This is a genomic window from Noviherbaspirillum sp. (assembly GCF_036563305.1).
In the GTDB taxonomy this organism is placed as follows: domain Bacteria; phylum Pseudomonadota; class Gammaproteobacteria; order Burkholderiales; family Burkholderiaceae_D; genus Noviherbaspirillum.
This window is the reverse complement of record NZ_DATCMQ010000006.1, coordinates 89,035-101,768: the sequence shown is the minus strand read 5'-3', so window position 1 is coordinate 101,768 and position 12,734 is coordinate 89,035. Positions and strand designations below refer to the sequence as shown.

At 64.7% G+C, this 12,734-nt stretch carries 13 protein-coding genes; 8 read left to right on the top strand and 5 right to left on the bottom strand.

Features of this window, described 5'->3' with window-relative positions:
• Positions 1-119: 119 nt before the first annotated feature.
• The 7 genes from VIM12_RS03855 to cobA are packed head-to-tail and all read left to right on the top strand — an operon-like array spanning position 120 to position 6,846.
• A complete protein-coding gene (locus VIM12_RS03855) occupies positions 120-893 on the top strand; it encodes a sulfite exporter TauE/SafE family protein (RefSeq protein WP_331940298.1) in 774 nt (257 codons plus the stop codon).
• Between the two features lie 13 nt (positions 894-906).
• Positions 907-2,601: a nitrite/sulfite reductase gene (locus VIM12_RS03850; protein WP_331940297.1), complete on the top strand. Its 1,695-nt coding sequence runs from the start codon at positions 907-909 to the stop codon at positions 2,599-2,601.
• On the top strand, positions 2,594-3,112 hold the full coding sequence (locus VIM12_RS03845) for a DUF934 domain-containing protein (RefSeq protein ID WP_331940296.1): 519 nt from the start codon (positions 2,594-2,596) through the stop codon (positions 3,110-3,112). The genes VIM12_RS03850 and VIM12_RS03845 overlap by 8 nt, the downstream gene beginning before the upstream one ends.
• Positions 3,109-3,825 carry a phosphoadenylyl-sulfate reductase gene (locus VIM12_RS03840; RefSeq protein WP_331940295.1) on the top strand — a complete coding sequence of 239 codons (717 nt, stop codon included), beginning with the start codon at positions 3,109-3,111 and terminating at the stop codon, positions 3,823-3,825. Before VIM12_RS03845 ends, VIM12_RS03840 begins: the two co-directional genes overlap by 4 nt.
• 7 nt (positions 3,826-3,832) lie before the next feature.
• Positions 3,833-4,768, top strand: coding sequence for a sulfate adenylyltransferase subunit CysD (gene cysD, locus VIM12_RS03835; protein ID WP_331940294.1), 936 nt, complete (start codon positions 3,833-3,835; stop codon positions 4,766-4,768).
• Positions 4,768-6,093 carry a sulfate adenylyltransferase subunit 1 gene (locus VIM12_RS03830; protein ID WP_331940293.1) on the top strand — a complete coding sequence of 442 codons (1,326 nt, stop codon included), beginning with the start codon at positions 4,768-4,770 and terminating at the stop codon, positions 6,091-6,093. Before cysD ends, VIM12_RS03830 begins: the two co-directional genes overlap by 1 nt.
• 3 nt (positions 6,094-6,096) lie before the next feature.
• Positions 6,097-6,846 carry a uroporphyrinogen-III C-methyltransferase gene (cobA, locus tag VIM12_RS03825; RefSeq protein ID WP_331940292.1) on the top strand — a complete coding sequence of 250 codons (750 nt, stop codon included), beginning with the start codon at positions 6,097-6,099 and terminating at the stop codon, positions 6,844-6,846.
• A 31-nt stretch (positions 6,847-6,877) separates the two neighbouring features.
• Here cobA and VIM12_RS03820 read toward each other — a convergent pair whose 3' ends face one another.
• The 5 genes from VIM12_RS03820 to lptF all read right to left on the bottom strand — a co-directional run bounded on the left by VIM12_RS03820 (position 6,878) and on the right by lptF (position 11,108).
• Positions 6,878-7,327, bottom strand: a complete 450-nt coding sequence (locus tag VIM12_RS03820; RefSeq protein WP_331940291.1) for a cache domain-containing protein — start codon at positions 7,325-7,327, stop codon at positions 6,878-6,880.
• Positions 7,328-7,604: 277 nt separating this feature from the next.
• Positions 7,605-8,084 carry a hypothetical protein gene (locus VIM12_RS03815; protein WP_331940290.1) on the bottom strand — a complete coding sequence of 160 codons (480 nt, stop codon included), beginning with the start codon at positions 8,082-8,084 and terminating at the stop codon, positions 7,605-7,607.
• A gap of 383 nt (positions 8,085-8,467) precedes the next feature.
• Complete coding sequence (locus VIM12_RS03810; protein ID WP_331940289.1) at positions 8,468-8,845, bottom strand: CbiX/SirB N-terminal domain-containing protein; 378 nt, start codon at positions 8,843-8,845, stop codon at positions 8,468-8,470.
• An 8-nt stretch (positions 8,846-8,853) separates the two neighbouring features.
• Entirely contained in the window at positions 8,854-9,981 is a 1,128-nt protein-coding gene (lptG, locus tag VIM12_RS03805) for an LPS export ABC transporter permease LptG (RefSeq protein WP_331940288.1), read from the bottom strand.
• Complete coding sequence (gene lptF / locus VIM12_RS03800) at positions 9,978-11,108, bottom strand: LPS export ABC transporter permease LptF (RefSeq protein ID WP_331940287.1); 1,131 nt, start codon at positions 11,106-11,108, stop codon at positions 9,978-9,980. The genes lptG and lptF overlap by 4 nt, the downstream gene beginning before the upstream one ends.
• A gap of 41 nt (positions 11,109-11,149) precedes the next feature.
• Between lptF and VIM12_RS03795 the strand changes: the two genes are divergently transcribed.
• Positions 11,150-12,664 (top strand): leucyl aminopeptidase, encoded by a 1,515-nt coding sequence (locus tag VIM12_RS03795; RefSeq protein WP_331940286.1) that lies wholly within the window; start codon positions 11,150-11,152, stop codon positions 12,662-12,664.
• Positions 12,665-12,734: the final 70 nt, after the last annotated feature.

Below are 12,734 nucleotides of genomic sequence, written 5' to 3'. Positions count from 1 at the left end.
TTATCCGGCAATTGTTTTCCACGCATGTATATGCTTTTTGAGCATATAAGCAAATGAATAGTAAGTAGTTTGGAATAAGGAATAAGTTTATTACGATTCACAGTCCTTCGTGAGGTGCTATGGATCTTCATTTTGTGGTTTCGGGCTTTGCCGTCGGCTTGCTGGTCGGCCTGACCGGCGTCGGCGGCGGGTCGCTGATGACGCCGCTGCTGACGCTGATGTTCGGCGTGTCGCCCACGGTCGCCGTCGGCACCGACCTCGCCTTCGCGTCAGCGACCAAGACCGCCGGCACCCTGGCCCACCGCTTCCGCGGCACCGTGCGCTGGGAAATCGTCCGCCATCTCTGCTATGGCGCGCTGCCGGCGGCGCTGCTGACCACCCTGGCCCTGAAGTCCTTCGGCGCCCTGGACGCGCATATCGGGCAGGTCATCCGGTATGCGATCGCCGGCTCGGTACTGCTGACGGTCATCGCGCTGCTGTTCCGTTCCCGCATGCAGGCCTGGGTGATCGCCCATCCCGAAAAGCAGTTGCAGGGGCGCGCGCTCACGGTCACCACCGTGGTCGTCGGCGCGCTGCTCGGCACGCTCGTCACCATCTCCTCCATCGGCGCAGGCGCCGTGGGTGCGACGATTCTTGTCTTGCTGTATCCTCGCCTGTCCCCGGCGGAAATCGCCGGAACCGACATCGCCTACGCCGTGCCGCTCACCGCGATCGCGGCCGCCGGCCACTGGTACCTTGGTTCGATCAACTGGGTACTGCTCGTCACCCTGCTGCTGGGCTCGGTGCCCGGCATCACCATCGGCTCCCTCGCCGCGCGCGCGGTGCCGGAAAAAATTCTGCGCGGCCTGTTGGCGACGACGCTGACCGGCATTGCCGCCAAAATGGTTTTTTAGGATTGGAACTGAGATGTATCGCTACGACCAATATGACCACCAGATCGTCAAGGAACGCGTCGCGCAGTACACCGGACAGGTGAAGCGCCGCCTGTCGGGCGAACTGAGCGAGGATGAATTCCGCCCGCTGCGCCTGCAGAACGGCCTGTATTACCAGCGCCATGCCTACATGCTGCGCATCGCCGTGCCCTACGGCCTGCTGTCGTCGAAGCAGATGCGGATGTTCTCGCACATCGCCCGCAACTACGACCGCGACTACGGCCACTTCACCACCCGCCAGAACATTCAGTTCAACTGGATCAAGCTGGAGGACACGCCGGAGATCCTCGGCAAGCTGGCCTCGGTCGAGATGCATGCGATCCAGACCTCCGGCAACTGCGTGCGCAACATCACCTCCGACCCGTTCGCCGGCGTGGCCGAGGACGAGATCATCGATCCGCGCCCATGGTGCGAGATCCTGCGCCAGTGGAGCACCTTCCATCCTGAATTCGCCTTCCTGCCGCGCAAGTTCAAGATCGCGATCAATGGCGCGAGGGAAGACCGCGCGGCGATCATGGTGCACGATATCGGCCTGTCCGTCGTCAGGAACGAACAGGGCGAAACCGGTTTCCGCGTGCTGGTCGGCGGCGGCATGGGCCGCACCCCGATCCTCGGCAGCGAGATCCGCGCCTTCCTGCCATGGCAGCATGTGATGAGCTACATCGAAGCCATCCTGCGCGTGTACAACCAGTACGGCCGCCGCGACAACATGTACAAGGCCCGCATCAAGATCCTGGTCAAAGCGCTCGGCGTCGAGGAGTTCGCGCGCCAGGTGGAAGAGGAATGGGCCGGCATCAAGGACGGCCCGAGCACGCTGACCGAGGAGGAACTGGCGCGCGTGTCCGCATATTTCACCGCGCCGGCCTATGAAACCCTGCCGGCGACCGACGCCGCCTTCGAGCAGTTCAAGACGGAGAACAAAGCCTTCGCCAACTGGGTCAGGCGCAACGTCCGCGGCCACAAGGTCGCCGGCTACCGGTCGGTGGTGCTGTCGCTGAAGAAGACCGGCGTGCCGCCGGGCGACGCCACCGCGGACCAGATGGACTTCGTCGCCGACCTTGCGGACCGCTACAGCTTCGGCGAACTGCGTGTCACCCACGAGCAGAACCTGGTGCTGGCCGACGTCCGCCAGTCCGATCTCGTCCGCCTGTGGGAAGAGATCAAGGCGCAGGGCCTGGCCACGCCGAACATCGGCCTGCTGACCGACATGATCTGCTGCCCGGGGGGCGATTTCTGCGCGCTCGCCAATGCCAAGTCGATCCCGATCGCCGGCGACATCGCCGAGCGCTTCGACAACCTCGACTTCCAGCACGACATCGGCGAGATCGAGCTCAACATCTCCGGCTGCATCAATTCCTGCGGCCACCATCACGTCGGGCACATCGGCATCCTCGGCGTCGACAAGGACGGCAGCGAGTGGTACCAGGTGTCGATCGGCGGTGCGCAGGGCAACCAGTCGAGCATCGGCAAGATCATCGGTCCGTCGTTCTCCGCCAACCAGATGCCGGAAGTGATCGACCGCATCCTGCAGGTCTACCTGCGCGAGCGCAACGAGGACGAGCGTTTCATCGACACGGCCCGCCGCCTCGGCGTCGCACCGTTCAAGGAATACGTGTACGCGACCCCGATCACGGCCGCCCATACTGCTGGAGAAGACGCTTATGCGTAACATCATCAAGAACAAGGCCGTCGTCGGCGACGACTGGACCGTGCTGCGCCTCGCGGAAGGCGAAACGCCGGAAGGCGTCGCCATCCCGCAGGGCAAGGTCATCGTACCGCTCAAGGTATGGCAGGCACAGCGCGCGGCGCTGGAAGGCCGCGCCGAACTCGGCGTCTGGCTCGCCAGCAGCGAACGGCCCGAGGAGCTGAAGGACGACCTCGGCCGCTTCCGCGTCATCGCGGTCGACTTCCCGAAGTTCGCCGACGGCCGCGGCTACTCGACCGCCTACAACCTGCGCGCCCGCTTTGGCTACGCCGGCGAGCTGCGCGCAATCGGCGATGTCCTGCGCGACCAGCTGTTCTACATGCAGCGCGTCGGCTTCGACGCCTTCGCGGTGCGCGAGGACAAGGACATCCAGGACGCCCTGCTCGGCCTGAGCGATTTCTCCGAGGCCTACCAGACCTCCTGGGACCGCAAGTCGCCGCTGTTCCGGCGTGTACAGCGCGGAGCGACGGCATGAGCGATTTCGACAGCCTGGTCGAGGACACGCGGGCGACGCTGCGGCGCATCGCCGATGCGTTCTCGCCGGCGGTCTTTGCGTCCAGCCTTGCCGCGGAGGACATGGTGCTGACCGACATGATCCTGCGCGCAGGCCTCCCGATCGGCCTCTTCACGCTGGAAACCGGCCGGCTGCACAAGGAAACGCTCGGCATGGTCGACCGTATCCGCGAGACCTACGGGCATGAAGTCAAGCTGTACCGGCCGGAGACCGCGGCGGTCGACGCCTACGTTGCGCAGAACGGCATGAATGCGTTCTACGACAGCGTCGACATGCGCAAGGAGTGCTGCCGCATCCGCAAGGTGGAACCGCTTAACCGGGCGCTGGCCGGCAACAAGGCCTGGGTCACCGGCCAGCGCCGCGCGCAGTCGAGCACGCGCAGCGACCTGGCGGTGCAGGAAGACGACGTCGCGCACGGGATGGTCAAGTTCAATCCGCTGGCCGACTGGTCGGAGGACGATGTCTGGCACTACCTCCGTGCCAACAAGGTTCCCTACAACCCGCTGCACGACAAGGGCTATCCGTCGATCGGCTGCGAGCCGTGCACGCGGGCGATCCAGCCGGGCGAGGATGTCCGCGCCGGACGCTGGTGGTGGGAAACCCCCGAATCAAAGGAATGCGGCTTGCACGTCGTCGACGGCAAGCTGGTGAGAATCAAATCTGTCCCTGCCTGAGGCGCCCATGAATACCGCAGTCGAAAAACTCTTCCTCGACGCCGCCAGCAACCGCCACCTGGACTGGCTGGAGTCGGAGGCCATCCACATCATGCGCGAGGTCGCGGCCGAATGCAGCAACCCGGCCCTGCTGTTCTCCGGCGGGAAGGACTCGGTGGTGCTGCTGCGCATTGCGGAGAAGGCTTTCCGCCCCGGCAAATTCCCGTTCCCGCTGGTGCACATCGATACCGGCCACAACTTCCCGGAAGTGATCGAGTTCCGCGACCGCCGGGCCGCCGAACTCGGCGAGCGCCTGGTCGTGCGCTCGGTGGAGGATTCGATCAAGCGCGGCACCGTGCGGCTGCGCAACCCGCAGACCGACTCGCGCAACGCCGCCCAGGCGGTCACGCTGCTGGAAACGATTGCCGAATTCCAGTTCGACGCCTGCATCGGCGGCGCGCGGCGCGACGAGGAGAAGGCGCGGGCGAAGGAACGCATCTTCTCGTTCCGGGATGAATTCGGCCAGTGGAATCCGAAGGCGCAGCGACCGGAGCTCTGGGACCTGTACAACACCCGCGTCCACCCGGGCGAGAACATGCGCGTGTTCCCGATCTCCAACTGGACCGAGCTCGACGTCTGGCAATACATCGCCCGCGAACAGCTGGCGCTGCCGTCGATCTATTTCGCGCACCAGCGCCAGGTGATTCCGCGCAACGGCCTGCTGGTGCCGCTGACCGACCTGACCCCGGCACGCGACGGCGAGACCGTCGAGACCCGCACCGTGCGCTTCCGCACCGTCGGCGACATCTCCTGCACCTGCCCCGTCGCCTCCGACGCCGCTGATGTCGACGCGATCCTTGCCGAGACCGCCGTCACCCAGATCACCGAGCGCGGCGCCACCCGCATGGATGACCAGACATCCGAGGCCTCGATGGAAAAACGCAAGAAGGAAGGATATTTCTGATGAACGCCGTGCTAGCTGAAAAACAACTCTCGCAAGCCGCGGGCGCCGAGCGCGGGCTGCTGCGCTTCATCACCGCGGGCTCCGTCGATGACGGCAAGAGCACGCTGATCGGCCGCCTGCTGTTCGACAGCAAGGGCATCTTCGCCGACCAGCTCGACGCCATTTCGCGCGCCAAGCACAAGCGCACCGTCGGCGACACCGTCGACCTGTCGCTGCTGACCGACGGCCTGGAAGCCGAGCGCGAGCAAGGCATCACCATCGACGTCGCCTACCGCTATTTCGCCACGCCGAAGCGCAAGTTCATCATTGCCGACACGCCCGGCCACGAGCAGTACACCCGCAACATGGTGACCGGCGCTTCCACGGCCGACGCCGTCATCATCCTGATCGACGTCTCCAAGGTGAAGCTGGGGGACGACGGCAGCGTCGAACTGCTGACGCAGACCAAGCGCCATTCGACGATCGCGCACCTGCTGCGCATCGAGCACGTGATCGTGGCTGTCAACAAGATGGACCTGGTCGACTACGACCAGAGCGTGTACGACCGCATCGTCGGCGCATACCGGCAGTTCGCGGATCAGCTCGGCCTGCGGGACGTACACCCGATCCCGCTTTCCGCGCTGGCCGGCGACAATGTGGTGACCGCTGGCGAGCGTATGCCGTGGTACCAGGGCCCGACCCTGATCGAACTGCTGGAAGGCCTGTCCGTCTACGACGACGCCCACGTCCAGCCGCTGCGCTTCCCGGTGCAGCTGGTGGCCCGCCACAACGGCCACGAGGCCAATGACTTCCGCGGCTACATGGGCCGCATCGAGGCCGGACAGGTGCGCAAGGGCGACAAGCTGGCGGTGCAACCCGGCGGCCAGAGCGCGACGGTGAAGGACATCGTCACGCTCGACGGTTCGCTGGAGAGCGCCGGGGCAGGACAGTCGGTCACGCTGCTGCTGGAGGAATACCTCGACATCTCGCGCGGCGACATGCTGAGCGCGGCGGAACAGCCGGCGACACTGCTCAAGGCGGTCGAGGCGGACGTCTGCTGGCTGTCGGAAGAGCCGCTGGACATGCGCCGCAAGTACTGGCTGAAGCACACCACCCGCCAGGTGGCGGCGCGGGTGACCCGGATCGACACTCTGCTGGACATCAATACCCAGGAACGACGCCAGGCCGACGCCCTCAGGCTCAACGACATCGCCAGGATCTCGATCAACGTGCAGCAGCCGCTGGCGGCGGATGCCTATGACGCCGTGCGCGCCACCGGCGCCTTCATCCTGATCGATGAGGTCACGCACCAGACGGTTGCCGCCGGCATGATCCGCATCGCCTGACAGATGTCCTCCTCCCCCGCCGGCCCCAGCGCCGCCGGCAAGGTCTACCTGCTCGGCGCCGGACCCGGCGCCGCCGACCTCATCACGGTTCGCGGCGCCCGGCTGCTGGCGCAGGCCGACGTCGTTCTGCACGACGCCCTCGTTACCGCCGAGATGCTTGCCCTCTGTCCCCAGGCCGAAAAGATCGCGGTCGGCAAACGCTCTGGCCAGCGTTCGGTCGCACAGACACTGATCAACGAACAGCTGGTCGCCTGCGCGCGGCGCTATCGGATCGTGGTGCGCCTCAAAGGCGGCGATCCAATGATCTTCGGCCGTGCCGACGAGGAACTGCGGGCGCTGGAGGCCGAGGGGATCGCAGTGGAAGTGGTGCCGGGAGTGACCACCGCGCTGGCCGCGGCCGCCGAGACGAAGCAGCCGCTCACCAAGCGCGGCGTCGCGCGCAGCGTCGCCTTCTTCACCTCGAGCACGGCGCCCGGCCATCCCGAGGAAAGCACGCTGCCGAACTGCGATACGCTGATCCAGTACATGGGCGGCAAGGAAGCCGTCGACACCGCCGGGAAACTGCTGGCACAGGGCCACCCTCGCTCATTGCCCGTGATCGCAGTGGAGAACTGCAGCCGCCCGAACGTGCGGGTGCTGCGGATGACGCTGGGGGAACTGGAACAGGGCCTCGCACACTGCAGCGGCCCTGTCCTGGTGATGATCGGGGAAGCCATGGCGGAACGCCGGCCTGCTTCCCCTGAGATGGAATGAGCGCGCCTGCCTGCGGCCCGGACGCCTTGTCCTACTTCTTGTAGATTCCGCAACCGATGACCAGGTCGTCCACCTTCTCGACGTAGGTGGACTTAAGCTCGATCGCCTTGGTGGTCGGGTTGACCCACTTGTAGTCGGACCAGCCGCCTCCCTTGGCGCCAGCCAGATCGATGTATTCCTTGACGAACAGCTTGCCGTCGGCGTCTTTCAGGTCGATCAGGTTCTTGTCGATCAGCTTCGCGTTCGCGCCATTCGCCAGCATCCTGCCCTGGACGTTGGTCACGAAAATGTAGAGGTCGCCCTTCTTGAAGGAGCCGGACGGCGAATTGAACTCCGCCAATGCCTTGTCCTTGCCATTTTCCTTGATGTACTTGACCGCCCGCTTCACCATCGCCGTGGCTTCTTCGGCCGTGTCGGCTGAAGCGGGAAGGGATGTGGTGAGTGCAGCGAAAACGAGTGCCAGCGTGGACAAGAAGCGCATCTACAGTCTCCTGATTTGTTGTAAAAGGGAAATGCCGACTCAGTATTACCCTAAAGAAACATAAATGCAAGGAGATATTCGCGTGCGAAGTCCGGGACTTTCCCGACGTGTTGAAGGCCGGGTTTTCAGTACGGAGATGCGAATGAGACTAGCCAGATGGAACGCGGTGACGCAGCAGGTCAGGACGACCGCTGCCGCCCGATGGGCGTACCCGGGCAGACCGCCGCTTGGGGCTGGTCTGACCGGCCAGGAGCGCGCACCCGGCGGTGTGGCAGCGTCAGATTAACAGTCCCGCGAAATTGATGAGACCTCGACCCAGTGTCTTCATCTGGTCGAAACTGAGCGCACCCAGCCCGCCGGTTCGCAGGATATTGAAAATCGCCTCGGCCTCTTCGGGCGATGTCTTGAACAGGTAGTCGAATGCCTTGTCCAGGAACTGCTTGCCCGCATTTTTCAACAGATCGTCCAGGCTCTTCCTCAAGTTCTCGGGACTGATCGAGTCCAGGTCGAATTTCCCATCGAGGAGGTCCCGGCCCGGGCCGCTCTCCGGAATATCAAAACCCGACTTCGGCCCTTTACCGTTCGGCACGTCTATGCCGTCGCCCTTCAGATCCTTGTCCGATTTCGGTCCTTTCGGTCCGTTTGGCGTATCGAGCTTGTCCGGACCATCATTTCCACCGCGGGGCGGCGGGGCATCCGGTCCGTCAGTCCGATTGCCGCCACCACCACCCGTTCTCAGTCCACCAAATTTGCCCATTCTCGCCCCCATGAAAAAATGTCTACTGACGACCCCGATTCTGGGTGGCGCCGGCGCCGTCCAGAGTTCCACGCGGCTGAAGCGACGCGCTTGCGAGATGCCGGGGAGCGAACATGCACGACGGGGCAATCACCGCAGCACGCAAGGGCGAAGGCCGGCTTTCCGATCGGCCCGAAACCGCTCGATCGGCGCGGATGGCCTTGCTGGTCACGGACTTCGGGATCGCACCCCAGTCGTCATGCGATTCGGACCGGCTTCAATGGATCCTTGTTGGGGCGCGCGGGCGCGGAACGGATGGCGGCTGGCCAACGCGTCCCGACGGACGGGAAAAAGGCAGGGGCCGGTGGTCCGGCGTGGTTCGCGTGGTTCGCGTGGTTCGCGTCTCAGGCCGATGCGGTGCAACGGACGCAGTAGGCGGCGATGGCATGCAGCACTTCCGCATCCTCGCCTACTGCGGGCGCCACCGCGAGGGACAGTCCCGGGTACCGCGCACGCAGCACGTCGATCATCGCGGGCAGGTCCCGCAATACGTGACCGCCCTGCCCGAAGAACACCGGCACCACCGTCAGCGCGGTGCAGCCTTGCGCCACCAGTTCGTCCGTCAGCTCCGGCAGCCGCGGCGTCATCAATTCCAGGAAGGCCAGCCGCACGTCGACGTCCGGCATCTGCGCCTGCGTGATGTCGCGCAGGCGAAGGAAGGGCTCGGCCCAGCGCGCATCGCGCGCCCCGTGGGCAAACAGTACCAGTGCCTTGGCTGCCATCTCCGGTCCTAGTGCTTCTGCACCCACAGCAGCGAGCCGATGGCGACCAGCAGGAACAGCACGCTGGGGAGCAGCGCCGTCGCCAGCGGGGGCCAGGTATTGAGCAGGCCGATATGCGAGAACAGATTGTTGATGAGCTGAAAACTGACACCGATCATGATGCCGATGAAGATCTTCAGGCTGACGCCGCCGGAGCGGAAATGCAGGTAAGCGAAGGGCAATGCCAGCGCCATCATCACCATCACGGCAAGCGGGTAGAACACTTTCTTCCAGAATGCGATCTCGTAGCGTTCGGCATTCTGGTTGTTCTCTTCAAGATGGCGGGTATAGGTCGCCAGGCCGAGGGCCGACATGCGCTCGGGATCGACGACCAGCACCGACAGGATCTCCGGTGTGACTTCCGAGATGACTTCGGTGCTCGGCAAGGTCCGGCTGCTCACCATCTCGGTCACTTCCGGTCCCTTCACGGTAAAGACTGTTTCGGAAACGTCCGTCAGGCGCCAGACGTTGTTGCCCCGGTAATCCGCCTTGCTCGCGGTGACCACCGCCTTCAGCTGCATCTCCCGGTCGAACTCGTAGACCTTCAGGCCCTGCAGCTGTCCCTGCGGCGTGACGTTGCGCACGTTCAGGAAGCGCGAGCCGATGGTTTCCCCGCTCAGCCCGTTGCTGCGGACCACGTCCTTGGTCCACAGCCCCGAGCGGAACTGGCGGGAGATCGAGGATTCCTGTGCAGCCAGCCGGAACTTCTCCGCGAACTCGCTGCTCGCCGGCGCGATAAATTCGCCGAACAGGAAAGTCACCAGCACCAGCACGATGCCGACCTTGGCCAGCATCCAGGCCGCCGCCCCGGTGGACAGGCCGGAGGCGCGCATGATCGTGAATTCGGAGCGCGCGGCCAGTTGGGCGAGCGCATAGATGGTGCCGATCAGCGCGGCGATCGGCATCAGGTCGTAGACATAGCCGGGCAGGTTCATCGCCACGTAGAGGAAGGCATGCTGCAGCTCGTAGCTGCCGCGGCCGACGCGCGGCAGCTCGCCGATCAGGTCGAAGAAGGCAAACAGCGCGAGGAAGGCGACCAGCGCAAACACGGTGGCGGTCAGGATCTCCGTCGCCACATAGCGGTGCAGTATCTTCATTGCGGCGCCTTGCGGAACAGCCAGGCGCGCTTGAACCCGCCCCACACCGTCGCCGGATGCCAGTGACTGTTGACGAACAGGCGCCAGCTGAAGAGCAGCACGATGAGCATGGCCGCGGTCAGGTGCAGCGGCCATGCCGCCAGCCCGAGCGACAGGCGCTGCTGCTGCACCGCCGTCTGGAACACGCTGACCATGTTGCTGTAGATGATGAAGACGAGCAGCGCGATCAGGAGATTGGCGGACCGGCCGCCGCGCGGATTGACGAAGCCCAGCGGTATCGCCAGCAGCATGAGCAGCAGTCCCATCACCGGCAGCGACAGCCGCCACAGCAGCTCGGCCCGGTTGAAGCGGTTCATGTCCGCCAGCAGCGCCAGCGTCGGCAATGCGCTGGCCGAGAGATCGCCGACCAGCGTGGCGGACTGGCGCGCCACCAGTACGCCGTAGCGGTCGAAGATCGTCAGGCGCAGGTCCTCGCCCACCGTCACGTTGTCGTAGCGGCGCCCCTGATCCATCACCAGGAACTTGTCGCCGCGCTCATCGACGACGACCGTGCCCTCCTTCGCCACCACCAGGCTGTCCTGGCCGTTACGCACGGTGTTCACGAAGATGTTCCGGACGTGGGTGGCGTCGTTGGACGTGCCTTCGACAAAGAACACCCGGTCGGACGACGAGGATTCCTGGAATTTGCCGGGCGAGATGCGCGCGATGTCCTCCCGCTTCTCGTAGCGCTCGCGGTATTCCGCGCTCTGCTGGTTGGCCCAGGGCGTGACGATGAAACTGAGCAGCGAGGTGACCACCACGATCGGGAGGGCGAACCAGAGCACCGGCTTGATCCAGCGCGACAGGCTGAGGCCGGAAGCGAACCAGACCACCATTTCGGAATCCTGGTAGCTGCGGGTGACCACCACCAGCACCGAGATGAAACCGGTGAGGATCAGGATGATGGACAAGTATTTGAGTGCGGCGAATCCGATCAGCGCGATCACGTCCTGCGACGATACCTTGCCCCCGGCAGCCTGGCCGAGGATCTTGATGAGCATGACGGTGATCGTGATGGTGAACAGCGTGGTGAAGACAGCGCCTGCTGTGCTGACCAGTTCGCGTCTGAGAGCGCGCTGAAAGATCATTGAATAGAAGACTATAATTGCGTCTCGAGAAGGAGCGACCCATGGACTTTAGCATAAAACCTATTGACGCAAAAACCGGCCTGGCCGGGGTGAAGACGGGCTGTATCGCAGTAGCGGTTTTTGAAGACAAGAAACTCTCGCGTACCGCGCAAGAGCTTGACCGGAAAGGGGAAATCGCCGCCGCCATGAAGTCCGGCGACATCACCGGCAAGCCCGGGTCGACGCTCCTTCTGCGCGGCCTTGACGGCGTCGCCGCCGACCGCGTCCTGCTGGTCGGCCTCGGCCGGCAGGACAGTGTGAGCGACAAGAATTTCCAGAGCGCGGCGCAGGCCGCGGCCAAGGCTTTCTCGACACTGGGCGCGACCGAGGCCGCGCTGGCCCTTCCGCTGGACCTGGTCGCCAGCCGCGACGCTGCCTGGGCGGTAAGTTGCGCGGTGCTGGCGATCCGTGATGCCGGCTACCGCTACGACGAGACCAAGAGCAAGAAGGACCCGGCCCCGGCCGGCGTGCGCAAGCTGACCCTGATGGTGCCGGCGGCCGACCTGGCGCCGGCAAAGAGCGCGGCCGCGCAGGCGAGCGCGCTCGCCAATGGCGTCGAACTGGCCAAGGACCTCGGCAACCTGCCGCCCAACATCTGTACCCCGACCTATCTTGCCAATACGGCCAGGAAGCTGGCCGGCGAATTCGGCTTCGGCGCCGAAATCCTCGACCGCAAGCAGCTCGAAGCCCTCAAGATGGGCAGCTTCCTGTCCGTGACCAAGGGCAGCGACGAGCCGCCGAAGTTCATCGTGCTCAAGCACATGGGCGGCAAGCAGAAGGACGCGCCCGTGGTCCTGGTCGGCAAGGGCATCACCTTCGACACCGGCGGTATCTCGCTGAAGCCGGGCGCCAACATGGACGAGATGAAGTACGACATGTGCGGCGCCGCATCGGTGCTCGGCACCTTCCGCGCCATCGGCGAAATGGGCCTGAAGCTGAACGTGATCGGCGTGATCCCGGCCTGCGAGAACATGCCTTCAGGTCGTGCCTCGAAGCCGGGCGACATCGTCACCTCCATGTCCGGCCAGACCATCGAGATCCTGAACACGGATGCGGAGGGAAGACTCATCCTTTGCGACGCGCTGACCTATGTCGAGCGCTTCAAACCCGCCGCGGTCGTGGATATCGCCACCCTCACCGGCGCCTGCGTTACCGCGCTCGGCTATCACAACACGGGCCTGTTCACCCGCCATGACGACGCCCACGACGGCCTGGCGGACGAACTGCTGGCCGCCGGCAAGGCTACCGGCGATACCGCCTGGCGCATGCCGATCGAGGACGCCTACCAGGAGCAGCTGAAGTCGAACTTCGCCGACATGGCCAATATCGGCGGCCCGCCCGGCGGCAGCATCACCGCCGCCTGCTTCCTGGAGCGCTATACGAAGAAGTACACCTGGGCCCACCTCGACATCGCCGGCACCGCCTGGAAGAGCGGCGCCGCCAAGGGCGCCACCGGCCGCCCGGTACCGCTGCTGACCACCTTCCTGGTCAACCGCGCGAACGGCAGGAAAGCCTGAACCGTCGGAACGGCGGACGAAAGTACGTCGTTCCCTGTTCGACCTGGGATGGCCTGCGAGCGCTGCTCGC